Genomic DNA, 13,421 nt, shown 5'->3' on the forward strand with positions numbered 1-13,421 from the left:
GACAACAGCGCGGTGACGGTGTGCTTCATCAGCTCGGTGGCTTCGGCGACCGGCAGGCCGAGCACGTCGCGCAGCGCCACCCACGATCCCCAGGTGCTCGCCACCGCCACGGACCGCACCAGCCGGCCCCGGTGCGACGGGTCGAGCGCGGTCAGCTCCGCCGCGAACAGCGCGTCGACCTCTTCGACCACCCGGGCGATGTGCCGCAACTTGTTTCGCCGGATCCGTTCGGACTGCGGCGCTCTCATCGCGGACGAGCGCGCGAACGGCGCCATCAGTTCGAGCAGTTCGGCGCGCTGCCGGCAGAACGCGTCGATCCGCTCGCCGAGCGGCAGGTCGACGGGGACCGGGGCGAACGCGGAGTCCTGTCGCCGCAGCAACTCCGCCCCGGTCTCCGCGAACAGCGTCTCCAGATCGTTGAAGTTCGCCCACAGCGCCCGGAGCGAGACCCCGGCCCGGGCGGCGATCTGCGCCCCCGTCGGTTTCAGCTCCCCGGCCTCGATCAGGGCGATGTGTGCCTCTATCACTGCGTGGCGGGTCCGTTCGGCCCGCGCGACGCGTCCGTCGGTGACGGTCACGTGTCTCTCCTCCCGTGTCGCCGACCGGCTCCTCCCAACCGGTGCGGCGAACCCAATTGTGCCAGGGCCTGTGTCACCGAGGAGCGCGGCGCCGCGCGGGGAGCGGTTCAGTCGGGATCGAGAACGGGGGTGCGGGCCGTGGCCCGGACGATCGCGTCGCACAGCGCGCGAGTGGCACGGGCGCCGGCATCCCGGGCGAGGAGGGATCCGGGGAACGCGCCGCGGTGGCAGTGCAGTTCGACGGGCACGCCGGCCTGCAGGAGCCGTCGGGCGTAGTCGGTTGCCGCGTCCCGGAAGGGGCCGTGCTCGTCGACGGCGAGGTAGGTCGACGGCAGTCCGGTCAGGTCGATCCGGTGCGCGGGCCCGGACTGCTCGGTGGCCTCCCGGCCGCCGAGGTGGTGCCGCCGGTCCCGGGTGGCGTCGAGGTCGTCCCGTCCGGCGGCACCGTCGCGCACGGAGCCGGTCCGGTCGTCGAGTCCGGGTTCGAGCAGGGCCTGCAGCGCGATGTGCGGGCCGTCCTCGTCCCGTGCCCGCAGGGCGACGGCCGCGGCGAGGGCGCCGCCTGCGGCGTCGCCGAGGACGACGATGCGGTCCGGATCCATGTCCAGGCAGGCCGCGCCGGAGGCAACCCACTCGAGGACCGCGTAGCAGTCGTCCGCCGCAGAAGGAGGGTCCTCGGGCGCGAGCCGGTAGTCGACGGAGACGACGATCGCGCCGGTCGCGCGGGCGACGGCGGCGGCGAAGGCCTCGTCGGGGGCGGCGCTGCCGGGGCCCGACCCGCGGCCGGGGATCTCGAGCACGACGGGCCGCGCCGCGGGGTTGCCGTCCGGGCAGGTGTCGGGCGTGTGTATCCGCACGGGCACCTCGGGGTCGCCGAGCGCGCCGGGAACGAGCCATTCCTCGACGGTGACACCGGTGGTGTGGGGGGCCGCGAGGACCGGGTCGGGGAAGGGTGTCGCGTCGGCCGGTACGGGGTCGACGTCGGGCGAGTCCGGCATGAGCTCGGGCATGGCGACACGATAGTGGAACCTGCAGCCCGAGTGCAGATACCTGTCCCGGGTACCGGGACCGCACGGCGCGGCCCGGACCGCGGTCACCCGGAGAGCAGACCCTTGGCGATGTGCGTCACCTGGATCTCGTTGCTGCCCGCGTAGATCATCAGCGACTTCGCGTCCCGCGCGAGCTGCTCGACGCGGTACTCGGCCATGTAGCCGTTGCCGCCGAAGAGCTGCACCGCCTCCATCGCGACCTCGGTGGCCGCACGCGAGGAGTACAGCTTCATCGCCGACGCCTCGGCGAGAGCGACGGGCTTACCGGCCTCGGCACGCTCGATGGCGCTGAACACCATGTTGCGGACGTTGATGCGGGCGATCTCCATCTCGGCGAGCTTGAGCTGGATCAGCTGGAACTGCGCGATCTCGCGGCCCCACAGGGTGCGGCTGCGCGCGTAGTCCTTGCACAGGCGCAGGCACTCCTCGATGATGCCGAGGGCCAGGTAGGCGATGCCGATCCGCTCGGCGGCGAACGACTCCCGCGCGCTCTCCTTGCCGTCGCTGCGGCCACCCTCCTCGGTCTCACCGAGCAGCCGGTCGCGCGTGAGGCGCACGTTGTCGAAGAACAGCTCGCCGGTGGGTGAGGAGTTCATGCCCATCTTCTTGAACGGCGGACTCTGGGTGAGCCCCTCCATGCCCTTCTCGAGCACGAAGGCCAGCACCTTGCGGTCGCGCCGGTCGACGCTCGGGTCACCCTCGTCGAGCTTGGCGTACACGACGACGACGTCGGCGTAGGGACCGTTGGTGATGAACGTCTTCTGCCCGTTGAGGATGTAGTCCTCGCCGTCGCGCCGGACCGTGGACTTCATCCCCCCGAAGGCGTCCGACCCGGAGTCGGGTTCGGTGATGGCCCAGGCGCCGACCTTCTCGAACGTCACGAGTTCGGGCAGCCACCGCTTCTTTTGGGCGAGGGTGCCGCGGCTGCGGATGGTGCCGGCGGTGAGGCCGAGGCTGACGCCCATCGAGGCGACGAGCCCGAGGCTGACGCCGGCGATCTCGCTGTTGAGCAGGGCCGCCATGCCGCCCGAGCCCATGCCGCCACCCGACTTTGCCGACGGCACCTCACCGGCCTCCTCCCGGGCGAGGGCCTTGTTCAGGCCGTCGCGGGCGAGCTCGTCGATGCCGAAGGTGGCGAACATCTTGCGGATGATGTCGTAGGGCGGCAGCTCACCGCTCTCGAGCCGATCCACGTGCGGGCGGATCTCCTTGTCGATGAATCCGCGCAGGGCGTCACGGAACATGAGATCGGTGTCGGACCACTCGTACATGAACGAAATATAGAACACGTTCTCGAAAAGGTACACAGGCCGGCGCGGCGCGATCGTGACGTCGGACATATTTAGCCTGCTATTAGTTAACGCACTATCTAAATGTCTAGACTCCGAGGTGCCACTCCCGTACGAAAGGCCCGAGAGAATGCACACCCGCCCCGGACCGTTCCAATGGCTCGCCTACGCCTTCGGCCGTCCCCTCCCGGCCTCGATGCGCGAATGGGTGCGCAACGACCTGGTCGGCGACCACGCCGTCGCCCGCCACATGATCCGCAGCCAGATCCCGTTCCTCCCGCTGTACGCCGCCTTCCTGCTGCTACCCGGCCCGGTGTGGCTGCGCCTGTCGACGATGGGGCTCGGCGTCGCGCTCGCCCTGTTCTTCTCCGCCGCCTACATGGCACAGAACCGTCGTCGCCGGCTCGAGCGCAACGGCCTGCCGGGCGACCTCGAGAACCCCCGGCGCGTCCGGCAGCGCGACGCCGAGAAGGCCGCCTACGAGGCGATGCATTCCGCGATGCGCGCCGGCTGACGGCCCCGACGCACGGCCGTCCGGGTACCGGGCTGCAGGAGCCGTTCCGGATCTGCTCGCCGATCCGGAATCCGCTCGCGCCGCGGCGGGGGCGAATTCCGGTTCGGCGCAGGAATTTCCGTGGACCCCGAGGGCGGTGAGTCCCTCAGTCCTTCGGTGTCAACAGGTAGACCGGGATCTCCCGCTCGGTGCGCCGGGCGTACAGCTCGTAATTGGGCCACACCTGCACCAGCACCCCCCAGTGCACGTCGCGCTCGACGCCGCGCGCGCGGCGCGGCACGACCACGGTGTCCTCCCCCCGGTAGGTCACCAGTGCCTCGTCGGCGGCCTCGAGGTTGTGCGCCCAGCCCGGCAGTTCGGGCATCCCCCAGTTGCTTCCGGCGACGAGCCAGCCGTCGTCGCGCGGGGCGCACAGCAGGGGGGTGCGGCGCTCCACCCCGCTCTTGCGGCCGCGGACCGTGAGCACCAGTTCCGGCAGCCCGGCGAGCGTCAACAGCGTGACCCGGCCGGACGTCACCCGCTGGAGGGTGTGGTCGACGGTGACGATCTGCGGGGTGAACCGCGGCAGCCACGGTTGCCGGCCGAGCTGCACCGCGACGGGACGCAGCGGGTTCACGGCGCCGCCCATCCGGCCAGGACCGTCCGCACGGCGGTCACCACCGCGAGCGGCTGGTCGATCATCGGATGGTGCCCCGCGGCGGGCAGTTCGGCCACGAGCGCACCCGGACCGAACTGCGGCCGCATGCGACCGAGCAGATCGAGGGCGACGATCCCGTTCTCGGAACGGAAATAGGCGACGCGGCACTTCGCCTCGAAGCTCTCGAGGCTGGTGCGCCGGTCCTTCGTCATCCGCAGGGCGTCGAACTTCCAGCTCCAGCCGCCGGGCACCTGCCGCATGGACTGACGGGCGATGTGCTCGAGCACGTACGGCTCGGCGGTGTCCTGCGGCGGGACGAGCCGGAAACGGGCCATCGCCTCCTCCGCCGTCGGATACACCTTCGTGCCGCTGCGCTCGCGGGCCACCTGAGCGCGCATCTCGATCTCCTCGGGCGTCAGGTCCCGGATCGGCGAGTCGAGGATCATCACCCCGTCCAGCCGGTCGCCGTACAGGTGAGAGGCCACGAAGGACACGATCCCGCCCATGCTGTGCCCGACCAGGACCGGCGCTCCGGCGATCCCACCCGCCTGCGCCGCCGCGAGCACCTCGCGCGCCCACGTCTCGAGGGAGTAGTGCTCGCGGTGGTCGCTGTCCCCGTGCCCGCTCATGTCCAGCGCGACGACGCGCCGGCCCTGGGCGAGCTGGGGTGCGACGTGATCCCACCAGCACGAGTGCGCCATCCCGCCGTGCACCAGCACGATGCCGGGGCGGCCCTCCTCACCCCACGCGCGATACGCGATCGAGGCGCCGTCGACCTCGACGCTGCCCGTTTCCACCGGCGCGGACAGGGCCTCGACGAACCACTTCGGCGCCGAATCGTTGTCGATGCTCATTACCTGAATCTACTGCGTGGCGTGGCCCCGGTCACCAGGCGGGCCATCAGTTCGAGGCGCGGTTCCTCCTGCTCGGGTTGCGGGTGCACCACCGCCGCGACGGCCTCCCCGTCGAGCAGGTGCACCAGCGTGAACAGCAGCGTGTCGAACTCCGCCGGTTCGAATCGCGAGGCGATCGGCAGGGTGCGCCCGAATTCGGCGATCCGGCCGTGGTACCGCTGTGCCATGGGGGCCAGGCGTTCGCGCAGCGCGGGGTCGGTGCGCGCCGCGCCGAGCAGTTCGTACCAGGCGGCGTTGATCGGGGCACGGCACGCGGCCCGCAGCAGGCGCAGGCACTCGCGGACCGATTCGGGGCTTTCGTCGGGCCCGCCGAGTTGCGTCAACCCCAGCCGGAAGTTCGCGAACTGCCGTTCGCGGACGGCGTCGGCGGCCGCGATCATCAGGTCGAGCCGGGTCGGGAAGTGCCGGAACACCCCTCCGGAGGACACCCCCGAGCGGCGGCACACCTCCCCGATGGTGGTGGCCGTGTAACCCAGCTCGCCCAGCGACGCGACGGTCGCGTCGAGGATCCGTTCGATCGTCGCCGTGCGCCGCTGCTGCTGGGTGCGGCGCGACGGTGCCGCGGTCCCGGTCACGGCGCCGCGCTGCCGGCCGGGGCGGTGGCGGGCGGAACGGTGGCGGGCGGAACGGCGGCGGGCGGAGCGGCGGCGGGCGGAGCGGCGGCGGGCGGAGCGGGGCGTCGCGCCGGCACGGGTCCGCGCGCGTCGGTGCCCGCGCGCAGGAACCGGCCGGCGCCGACGGTGGCGCCGTACCCGGGGACGAACTCGCCCGCGCGGAACACCACGCGACCGGCCACCGCGGTCGCGGTGACGGCGGCGTCGTTGCGGTTGACCATGCGGCTCAGCCCGCCGAACTCGGGCATGGGCGCCTCGTGGTAGGCGTCGGTGTCCTGGTTCAGCCCGGCCGGGTCGACGACCACGAGGTCCGCCCGGTCGCCGACGCGCAGGTGCCCGGCGTCGATGCCGTAGAAGTCGCCGAGTTCGCCGGTGAGCTTGTGGATCGCCGACTCCAAGGGCATGACGGGCTTGCCGCGCCGTGCGTATTCGTGGATGCGGCGCAGCATGCAGATGCCGTAGTTGTAGAACGCCATGTTGCGCAGGTGCGCACCGGCGTCGGAGAAGCCCACGGTCACGCCGGGCTGCCGGAGCAGCCGATTGGCCACCTCGGGCCGGTCGTTGGCGATCACCGTGTGCCAGCGGAACTTCCGTCCGTGCTCGACGACGAGGTCCAGGAAGGTGTCCACCGGATGCACGGCGCGGTCGCGGGCCACGTCGCCGATCGAGCGACCGACGAGCGACGCGTCGGGGCACCCGACGATGGTGGTGTCGTCGAAGTCGCGGTGCCACACGCGCGGCGAGAACTTCTTGTCGAAGTCCTGCCGGAACCAGCGCCGGTACGCCTCGTCGCGCAGCAGTTCGTTGCGGGCGACCTCCTCCTTCAGGTGCAGCGCGGCGCGCCCCGAACCGAACTCCTCGAACACGACGAGGTCGATCCCGTCGGAGTACACCTCGAACGTGGTGGGCAGGTGCTGCCAGCGGAACGCGCCGCGCCCGATCCGGTTGGCGGCGAAGGCGATCGGACCGAAGATGCGGTGCACCCAGCGCTCGGCCTTGGTGTCGGCGGCGGCGAGCACGGCCGCCTTCATCGGCTTGCGGCCCACACCCGTGGTGGCGAGGGCGAAGAAGGCCACGTCGTACTTGGTGTTGAGGTTCGGCACAGCCTGCAGGACGCGGCCGCGGCGGCGCAGGATGCGGTGGATCCGGCGGAATTCGGACCACGACGCGTGGGTCGAGGGCAGGGTGCGGGAGCGGTAGCGATCGCCGTCGAGCTTGTCCCAGGGATTCGTCATGGTGGACACGCCCAGGAAGCCGGCGTCGAGGGCGTCCTCGACGCCGGCCTCGATCGCGGCGAGTTCGGCCCGGCTCGGCCGGCTCGAGGGATCGGTGGAGCGGCCCAGGCCCAGGACGGCCGCCCGCACGTCGGAGTGCCCGATGAACGCGGCGACGTTCGGGCCGAGCGGCAGGGCGTCCAGCGCGGCGACGTACTCCCGGGGCGACGACCAGGTCCGGCCCTGTTCGAGTGCCGTCAGGACGTGCTCGCGGGGCAGCGCCTCGACCCGGCTGAACAGGTCCGCGGCGTCGAGCGGCGGCACGAACACCGTCGAGAGCGAGCAGTTGCCCATGAGGACGGTGGTGACGCCGTGCCGCACCGATTCCGGCAGGCCGGGCGAGACGAGCACCTCGGCGTCGTAGTGCGTGTGCGGGTCCACGAAGCCGGGCATTACCCAGCGGCCGGCCGCCTCGATCACCTCGGTGCCCGGTCCGACGGGCAGTGGGTCGGCGCTCGCCGTCGCCACCACCCCGTCCTTGATGCCCAGGTCGCGGACCACGCCGGGGGCGCCGGTGCCGTCGAACCACAGTCCGCCGCGGACGACCAGGTCGAACTCGGTGGGCGCCGGTGTCGTGTTCATGTGATCTCCCTCACGTCGATGCACGAAGCATAGACAGAAAGAGGACGACCGCTCTCTATTTTCGGGCAACCCGGGGTGCGGACCGGCGCGGGACAGCGCCGCGAATAGAGTGCGGCCATGCCCGCGTTCCCGGCGGTTCCCGCCACCCCCGCCCTCCTCGTCGACCGTGACGTCCTCGACCGCAACATCGCGCGGATGGCCGACGCGGCACGTACCCGCGGGGTGGCCCTGCGCCCCCACGCGAAGACCCACAAGTGCGTCGAGATCGCCCGGCGTCAGCTCGCCGCCGGCGCCGTCGGGCTCACCGTCGCGACGGTCTCCGAGGCCGAGGTCTTCGCCGATGCCGGCTTCCGCGACCTGTTCGTCGCGTATCCGCTGTGGACGGATGCCGCGCGCGGTGCCCGGCTGCGCGCGCTCGCCGCGGAGGTCCGGCTGACCGTGGGCGTGGACTCGGCGGAGGGCGCGCGGGCCCTCGCCGAGCACGCCCGGCCGGGCCTGACCGTGCTCGTCGAGGTCGACAGCGGTCATCACCGCACCGGCGTCGCGCCGGAGCGGGCCGGGTCGGTCGCCGTCGCGGCGGCGTCCGTCGGGCTCGAGGTGCGCGGCGTGTTCACCTTTCCGGGGCACTCGTACGGCCCGGGACGGCCGGCGGTCGCGGCGACGGACGAGGCGGCAGCGCTGAGCCGGGCGGTGGCGGCCCTGGAGGCCACCGGGCACGACGCCGAGGTGATCAGCGGCGGCTCGACCCCCACCGCTCACCTCGACGTGCCGGCCGCCACCGAACTGCGCCCGGGCGTGTACGTCTTCGGCGACGCCCAGCAGCTCGAACTGGGCACGATCGACGAGGACGCGATCGCGCTGACCGCGTTGGCGACGGTGGTGTCGGCGCGTGACGACACCGTCGTGCTGGACGCCGGCAGCAAGGTGCTCGGCGCCGACCGCGCCCCGTGGGCGACGGGCTACGGCCGCATCCTCGGCGCCCCGGACGCGCGCATCGTCGCGCTGTCCGAACACCACGCCACCGTGCTGTGGCCGGACGACTCCGACCGCCCCACCCTCGGCACACGCCTCCGGGTGATCCCCAACCATGTGTGCTCCACGGTCAACCTCGCCGACGACCTGACTGTCGTCGCCGGGGACACGGCGGTCGACCGGTGGGCAGTCGCCGCGCGGGGCCGCAACACGTAGCACGCAGGCGGCTCCGCCGCCGGTGTGCCTTTTGGGCTGCTAGGGCAACCCAAAGGGCACACCGCCGGGTAGGGCGGCTCCGATCGCGTCGGCGGCGGCCGCCGCCCGCGATTCCGGCAACCGCGCATACCCGCACACGAGGCCGCTCGGACCGCCGGGGCCGGCGCTGTACCTGCTGAGGGGTGCGGTCTCCACACCGAGCCGTCGCGCTGCGGCGGCGATCGCGACGTCGTCGACACCCTCCGGAAACCGGAGCACCACATGCAGACCCGCTTCGATGCCGGTCACCGACACCCCGGACCGTTCGAGACCATGAAGCGCACCGACGAACGCCGCCCGACGGGCGCGGTAGGTGCGGGACGCACGCGCCAGATGCCGAGACAGCGCCCCCGACTCGATCAGCCGGGCCAGCGCGGACGCGGCGACCGAGCCGGCCACCTCCCCGCTCTCGGCCACGGCCGCCGCGATGCGCGAGCGCAACGGGGCCGGTGGGATCAGCCACGCGAGCCGCAGATCCGGCGACAGGATCTTCGAGGCCGTCCCCACGTAGGCGACGCACTCGCGGCCGCCGTCGATGCTGCGCAGCGCCGGCAGGGCCGACACGTCGTACCGGAACTCCCCGTCGTAGTCGTCCTCGACGACGATCGTTCCGCTCTCGGCGGCACGGGCAACGAGCCGGGCGCGGTGGGACACGGGCATGCGCGCCCCCAACGGATACTGATGTGCGGGCGTGCAGTACACCGCGGCGTCCGTGTCCCGCAGCAGGTCGGGATCCAGACCGTCCTCCCCCACCGGGACCGGACGCGGCCGGGCGCCCTCACCGACGAGCGCCCGTCGCGCACGGAGGTATCCCGGATCCTCGAACGCGACGTCGCGGTCTCGCAGCCGCGCCGCGATTGCGAGGACCCGCACCGCGGCGGCGACGCCCGGCAGCACGACGATCTCGTCCGCCCCGCAGGCGAGGCCCCGCGTCCGCCGGAGATGGTCGGCCAGCGCCCGGCGCAGATCCGGATGAGCCTCCGGATCCGCGACGCCGAGGGCCCGCGGCGCCGCGGCGGCCGCCCGCCACGCGCGACGCCACTCCGGTTCCGAGATCAGCGCCGGATCCGGGATCCCCGGCCGCAGGTCCAGTGCGGGCGCGCGCCGCACCGGATCCGGCTCCGTCGCCGCCGCGGGCACGACGGGATGGGATGCGGCGTGCGCCCGCGCCGCGACGTCGGCACCGGGCGCGACGCGCGTGCCCGAACCCGCCCGCGCCACAGCGAATCCCGAGGCACACAGCTCGTCGTAGGCGTCGACGACGCACCCGCGGGACACCCCGAGCTCGGCGGCCAGCACGCGGGTCGACGGCAGCGGATCGCCGACCCGGATGCGGCCGTACCGGATCTGGTCGACGACGGCCTCGGCGAGGCGCTGCCGGAGGGGCGCGTCGGTGTCGGGCAGTTCGAAGGCCGGATGGACCGGGGGCGCGACACGGGGCACGGCGCCACGATACTGGTCCTGGACTGTGCGCGCTTTGTGGACCTGTTCAGTGGACCGGATAACCGACAGACTCACCGGCATGGAGAACATCAGGCGCTATCCCGAACGGGCCCGCACCCGACGGGCCGACCTCGACGCGGTGCTGGACGCGGCCGTCACCTGCACCTTCGCGACCGTCGTCGACGGCCTGCCGTGGGTGGTACCGATGCTGTACGCGCGCGACGGCGACCGGATCCTGCTGCACGGCTCCACCGGCGCGGGCGCACTGCGCCTGGCCGCATCCGGTGCGCCGGTGGCCGTGTGCGTCTCGCTCCTCGACGGTGTCGTCGTCGCGCAGGATCTGTTCCACTCGTCCGCGAACTTCCGATCCGCCGTCGTCCGGGGCGAAGTCACGGCCCTGCCCGCGGAGGAGTCCGCCGCCGCCCTGGATGCCCTGTCGGACGGCCTCATTCCGGGGCGCAGCACCGAGACCCGGGCACACACCAGGAAGGAACTGGCGGCCACCGCCACCCTGGTCCTGCCCATCCGCGCCGGACAGTGGACGGTCAAGATCCGCGACGCACCCCCGTCCGCGCCCGACGTGAGCGACGGCTCGTGGGCGGGTGTGGTCCCGTTGCGGACGGTCGCGGACCGTCCGGTCGCCGCGCCGTGGGTCGCGGACGACGTACCGGTTCCCGAGTCCGTCCGCAGGCTGGTGGACCGTTACGCCACGAGCACGGCAATGGTCTCGGCGACGAGCGCCGGCTTCTCGGCGCCCTCGGCCTCGACGGCGTAGGTGACGGTGAGGTTCGCGCCCTTCGCGGTGCGCTCGAGCGAGGTGAATTTCGCGGTCGCCCGCACCTTCGATCCCACCGGAACCGGCGACGGGAATCGAACCTTGTTGGCACCGTAGTTGATCCGCATCTTCAGTCCCTCGGCGGCGAAGATCTGCGATCCGAGGACGGGCAGGAGCGAGAGGGTGAGGTAGCCGTGGGCGATGGTCGTGCCGAACGGTCCGTCCTTCGCGCGCTCGGGGTCGACGTGGATCCACTGGTGGTCCCCCGTCGCCTCGGCGAACAGGTTCACCCGCTCCTGGGTGATCTCGAGCCACTCGCTGTGGCCGAGATCCTCGCCGACGGCCGCCTCGATCTCGTCGATTCCGTGGAAGGTGCGCATGATTCGTTTCTCCTGGGTCAGGGCCGCTGCGGACGGTGTCCGGCGCGACGGAGGGTGACGCGATACGTGTAGTGCTCGGGCAGAAAGTAACTGACGGACAGCTCGGCGGGTTCGCCCAGATCGTTCGAGTACAGCCGGTCCACCCGCAGCAGGGGATGCCCCGCGGTGCAGTTCAGCTCGCGCGCAACCTCGTCCGTGGCCCGCGCGACGGTGATCGTCTGTGCCGCCTCGACGATGGGATGCTCGAGGTGCGGTTCGAGCAGACCCATCACAGTGTTCCGGCTCGACGCCCCGGCCGCGAGCTCCGGGGCATCGAGCACGTGCGCGGCCACGTGATCGGGCAGGTACACGGTGGTCAGCGCGAACGGGATCCCGTCGTGCACGCGGCGCAGCGCCACCGAATGCACCAGATCGGTGTCCAGTCGCAGCCGGCTCGCGGCCTCGATGTGCACGCCGCGTCTCAGTGGCGCGACGATCTCCATCGTGGTGTCGGCGGCGAGGTCGAGCAGGTCCTCGATGGAGCCGAGCTGGCGCCGGTAGCGCCGCCCGCCCTCGTCGGCGAATGTGCCGCGGCCGGGCACCCGGTAGACGACGCCGTCGGCGACGAGGTCCTGGAACGCCCGCCGCACCGTCTGCCGGCTCAGTCCGTAGCGCTGCGCGAGTTCGGCCTCGGTGGGCAGCCGCACGCCGCCGCGGTACTCGCCGGCGTCGACGGCCTCGCGCAGCCGTCGCGACAGCTGCGCGTACGCCGGTTCCGTGTCGCGTTCGCCCATGACGATCACGGATCCTAGTGACGGGCGGTCACAGGCCGCCGCGGGCCACCAGTTGGGACGCGATGACGCCCTTCTGGATCTCGTTGGTGCCCTCGCCGACGATCATCAGCGGGGCGTCGCGGAAGTAGCGTTCGACGTCGTACTCGGTGGAGTAGCCGTAGCCGCCGTGGATGCGCACCGCGTTCAGCGCGATCTCCATCGCGATCTCCGAGCAGTACAGCTTGGCCATGCCGGCCTCCATGTCGCACCGCTCGCCACTGTCGAAGCGCTCGGCCGCGTAGCGGGTCAGCTGCCGTGCCGCGGTGAGCTTGGTGGCCATCTCCGCCAGGTAGTTGCCGATCGACTGGTGCTTCCAGATGGGCTGGCCGAAGCTCTCGCGCTGCTGCGCGTAGGCCAGGGAGTCCTCGAGCGCGGCCGCGGCGACGCCGAGGGCGCGGCACGCGACCTGGATGCGGCCGGTCTCGAGGCCCTTCATCATCTGCCCGAAACCCCGGCCGGGCTCGCTGCCGAGGATCGCCGTCGCCGGGGCGCGGTAGCCGTCGAAGCTCAGCTCACAGGACTCGACGCCCTTGTAGCCGAGCTTGGGCAGATCCCGCGAGACGGTCAGGCCGGGCCCGTGCTCGACCAGGACGATGGAGATGCCCTTGTGCCGGGGGGTGGCGGCCGGGTCGGTCTTGCACAGCAGCGCGATCAGCCCGGCGCGACGGGCGTTGGTGATCCACGTCTTGGCGCCAGTGATCACCAGGTCGTCGCCGTCCCGGCGGGCGGTGGTGGTCATCGCCTGCAGGTCCGAGCCGCCGCCCGGCTCGGTCAGCGCCATCGTCGCGCGCACCTCACCGGTCGCGAGCTTCGGCAGCCAACGCTGCTTCTGCTCCTCGGTGCCGAACAGCACCAGCAGCTTGGCGACGACGGTGTGCCCGCCCATCGCCCCGGCCAGACTCATCCAGCCGCGGGCGAGTTCCTCGGTGACCTGCGCGTAGCACGGCATCGACACCGGCATCCCGCCGTACTCCTCCGGCACGGCCAGCCCGTAGATCCCGATCTGCTTCATCTGCTCGATCCACTTCTCGGGGTACTCGCCTGAGTGCTCGACCTCCTGCACCGACGGCTTGACCTCCCGGTCGATGAACTCGCGCACCGTCTTGACCAGGTAGGTCTCTTCGTCGCTCAGGTAGCTCACGGAAAAATCCTCGAATCGACACGGGACCTGCGATCCCACCCGTCATTTGTACGGCCATTTTTCGTGGCGCACCCGGCCGTGTCAACACCATCCGGTCGCACGACACCCCTCGAACCGCCTATACGTCGACCCTGCCGTCGCCTATAGGTCCGCTCCGGGTAGCGCCGGACCGGACAATGGCCGTACATTTAG

The 13,421-nt window shown here is 71.9% G+C and carries 14 protein-coding genes; 3 read left to right on the plus strand and 11 right to left on the minus strand.

Annotation, left to right across the window (positions count from 1 at the left end; all coding sequences use genetic code 11):
- The 3 genes from OEY_RS0109030 to OEY_RS0109040 all read right to left on the minus strand — a co-directional run.
- Positions 1-578, minus strand: a 578-nt coding sequence (locus tag OEY_RS0109030) for a TetR/AcrR family transcriptional regulator (RefSeq protein WP_010593560.1), incomplete at its 3' end; no start/stop codon positions are given.
- 107 nt (positions 579-685) lie between these two features.
- Positions 686-1,588: an alpha/beta hydrolase fold domain-containing protein gene (locus OEY_RS0109035; protein WP_010593561.1), complete on the minus strand. Its 903-nt coding sequence runs from the start codon at positions 1,586-1,588 to the stop codon at positions 686-688.
- A gap of 83 nt (positions 1,589-1,671) precedes the next feature.
- The gene (locus OEY_RS0109040; protein ID WP_010593562.1) at positions 1,672-2,898 is read right to left on the minus strand and encodes an acyl-CoA dehydrogenase family protein; all 1,227 of its coding nucleotides are present in this window, start codon (positions 2,896-2,898) and stop codon (positions 1,672-1,674) included.
- Between the two features lie 148 nt (positions 2,899-3,046).
- Between OEY_RS0109040 and OEY_RS0109045 the strand changes: the two genes are divergently transcribed.
- On the plus strand, positions 3,047-3,430 hold the full coding sequence (locus OEY_RS0109045; RefSeq protein WP_010593563.1) for a DUF5313 family protein: 384 nt from the start codon (positions 3,047-3,049) through the stop codon (positions 3,428-3,430).
- A 145-nt stretch (positions 3,431-3,575) separates the two neighbouring features.
- Here the strand turns inward: OEY_RS0109045 and OEY_RS0109050 are convergent, their stop codons facing one another.
- From OEY_RS0109050 to OEY_RS0109065, 4 genes are read right to left on the minus strand one after another with little or no spacing between them, the layout of a single operon-like run.
- Positions 3,576-4,058 (minus strand): nitroreductase/quinone reductase family protein, encoded by a 483-nt coding sequence (locus OEY_RS0109050; protein ID WP_010593564.1) that lies wholly within the window; start codon positions 4,056-4,058, stop codon positions 3,576-3,578.
- A complete protein-coding gene (locus OEY_RS0109055; RefSeq protein WP_010593565.1) occupies positions 4,043-4,921 on the minus strand; it encodes an alpha/beta fold hydrolase in 879 nt (292 codons plus the stop codon). The genes OEY_RS0109050 and OEY_RS0109055 overlap by 16 nt, the downstream gene beginning before the upstream one ends.
- Positions 4,921-5,556: a TetR/AcrR family transcriptional regulator gene (locus tag OEY_RS0109060; protein WP_010593566.1), complete on the minus strand. Its 636-nt coding sequence runs from the start codon at positions 5,554-5,556 to the stop codon at positions 4,921-4,923. The genes OEY_RS0109055 and OEY_RS0109060 overlap by 1 nt, the downstream gene beginning before the upstream one ends.
- Positions 5,553-7,451 carry an N-acyl-D-amino-acid deacylase family protein gene (locus OEY_RS0109065; protein ID WP_010593567.1) on the minus strand — a complete coding sequence of 633 codons (1,899 nt, stop codon included), beginning with the start codon at positions 7,449-7,451 and terminating at the stop codon, positions 5,553-5,555. The genes OEY_RS0109060 and OEY_RS0109065 overlap by 4 nt, the downstream gene beginning before the upstream one ends.
- Before the next feature lie 117 nt (positions 7,452-7,568).
- Here OEY_RS0109065 and OEY_RS0109070 point away from each other — a divergent pair, with 117 nt between their 5' ends.
- Entirely contained in the window at positions 7,569-8,639 is a 1,071-nt protein-coding gene (locus tag OEY_RS0109070) for an alanine racemase (protein WP_010593568.1), read from the plus strand.
- Between the two features lie 39 nt (positions 8,640-8,678).
- Here the strand turns inward: OEY_RS0109070 and pdxR are convergent, their stop codons facing one another.
- Positions 8,679-10,121, minus strand: a complete 1,443-nt coding sequence (pdxR, locus tag OEY_RS0109075; protein ID WP_010593569.1) for a MocR-like pyridoxine biosynthesis transcription factor PdxR — start codon at positions 10,119-10,121, stop codon at positions 8,679-8,681.
- Positions 10,122-10,200: 79 nt separating this feature from the next.
- Between pdxR and OEY_RS0109080 the strand changes: the two genes are divergently transcribed.
- Entirely contained in the window at positions 10,201-10,896 is a 696-nt protein-coding gene (locus OEY_RS0109080) for a pyridoxamine 5'-phosphate oxidase family protein (protein ID WP_010593570.1), read from the plus strand.
- Here the strand turns inward: OEY_RS0109080 and OEY_RS0109085 are convergent.
- From OEY_RS0109085 to OEY_RS0109095, 3 genes are read right to left on the minus strand one after another with little or no spacing between them, the layout of a single operon-like run.
- Positions 10,824-11,276 carry a MaoC family dehydratase gene (locus OEY_RS0109085; RefSeq protein WP_010593571.1) on the minus strand — a complete coding sequence of 151 codons (453 nt, stop codon included), beginning with the start codon at positions 11,274-11,276 and terminating at the stop codon, positions 10,824-10,826. The two genes, OEY_RS0109080 and OEY_RS0109085, sit on opposite strands and share 73 nt — an antisense overlap.
- Before the next feature lie 17 nt (positions 11,277-11,293).
- Entirely contained in the window at positions 11,294-12,049 is a 756-nt protein-coding gene (locus OEY_RS0109090) for a GntR family transcriptional regulator (protein WP_040274957.1), read from the minus strand.
- Positions 12,050-12,077: 28 nt separating this feature from the next.
- A complete protein-coding gene (locus OEY_RS0109095; RefSeq protein ID WP_010593573.1) occupies positions 12,078-13,229 on the minus strand; it encodes an acyl-CoA dehydrogenase family protein in 1,152 nt (383 codons plus the stop codon).
- Between the last annotated feature and the right edge of the window lie 192 nt (positions 13,230-13,421).

It is taken from the genome of Rhodococcus sp. P14, assembly GCF_000256505.1.
Taxonomy (GTDB): domain Bacteria; phylum Actinomycetota; class Actinomycetes; order Mycobacteriales; family Mycobacteriaceae; genus Rhodococcus; species Rhodococcus ruber.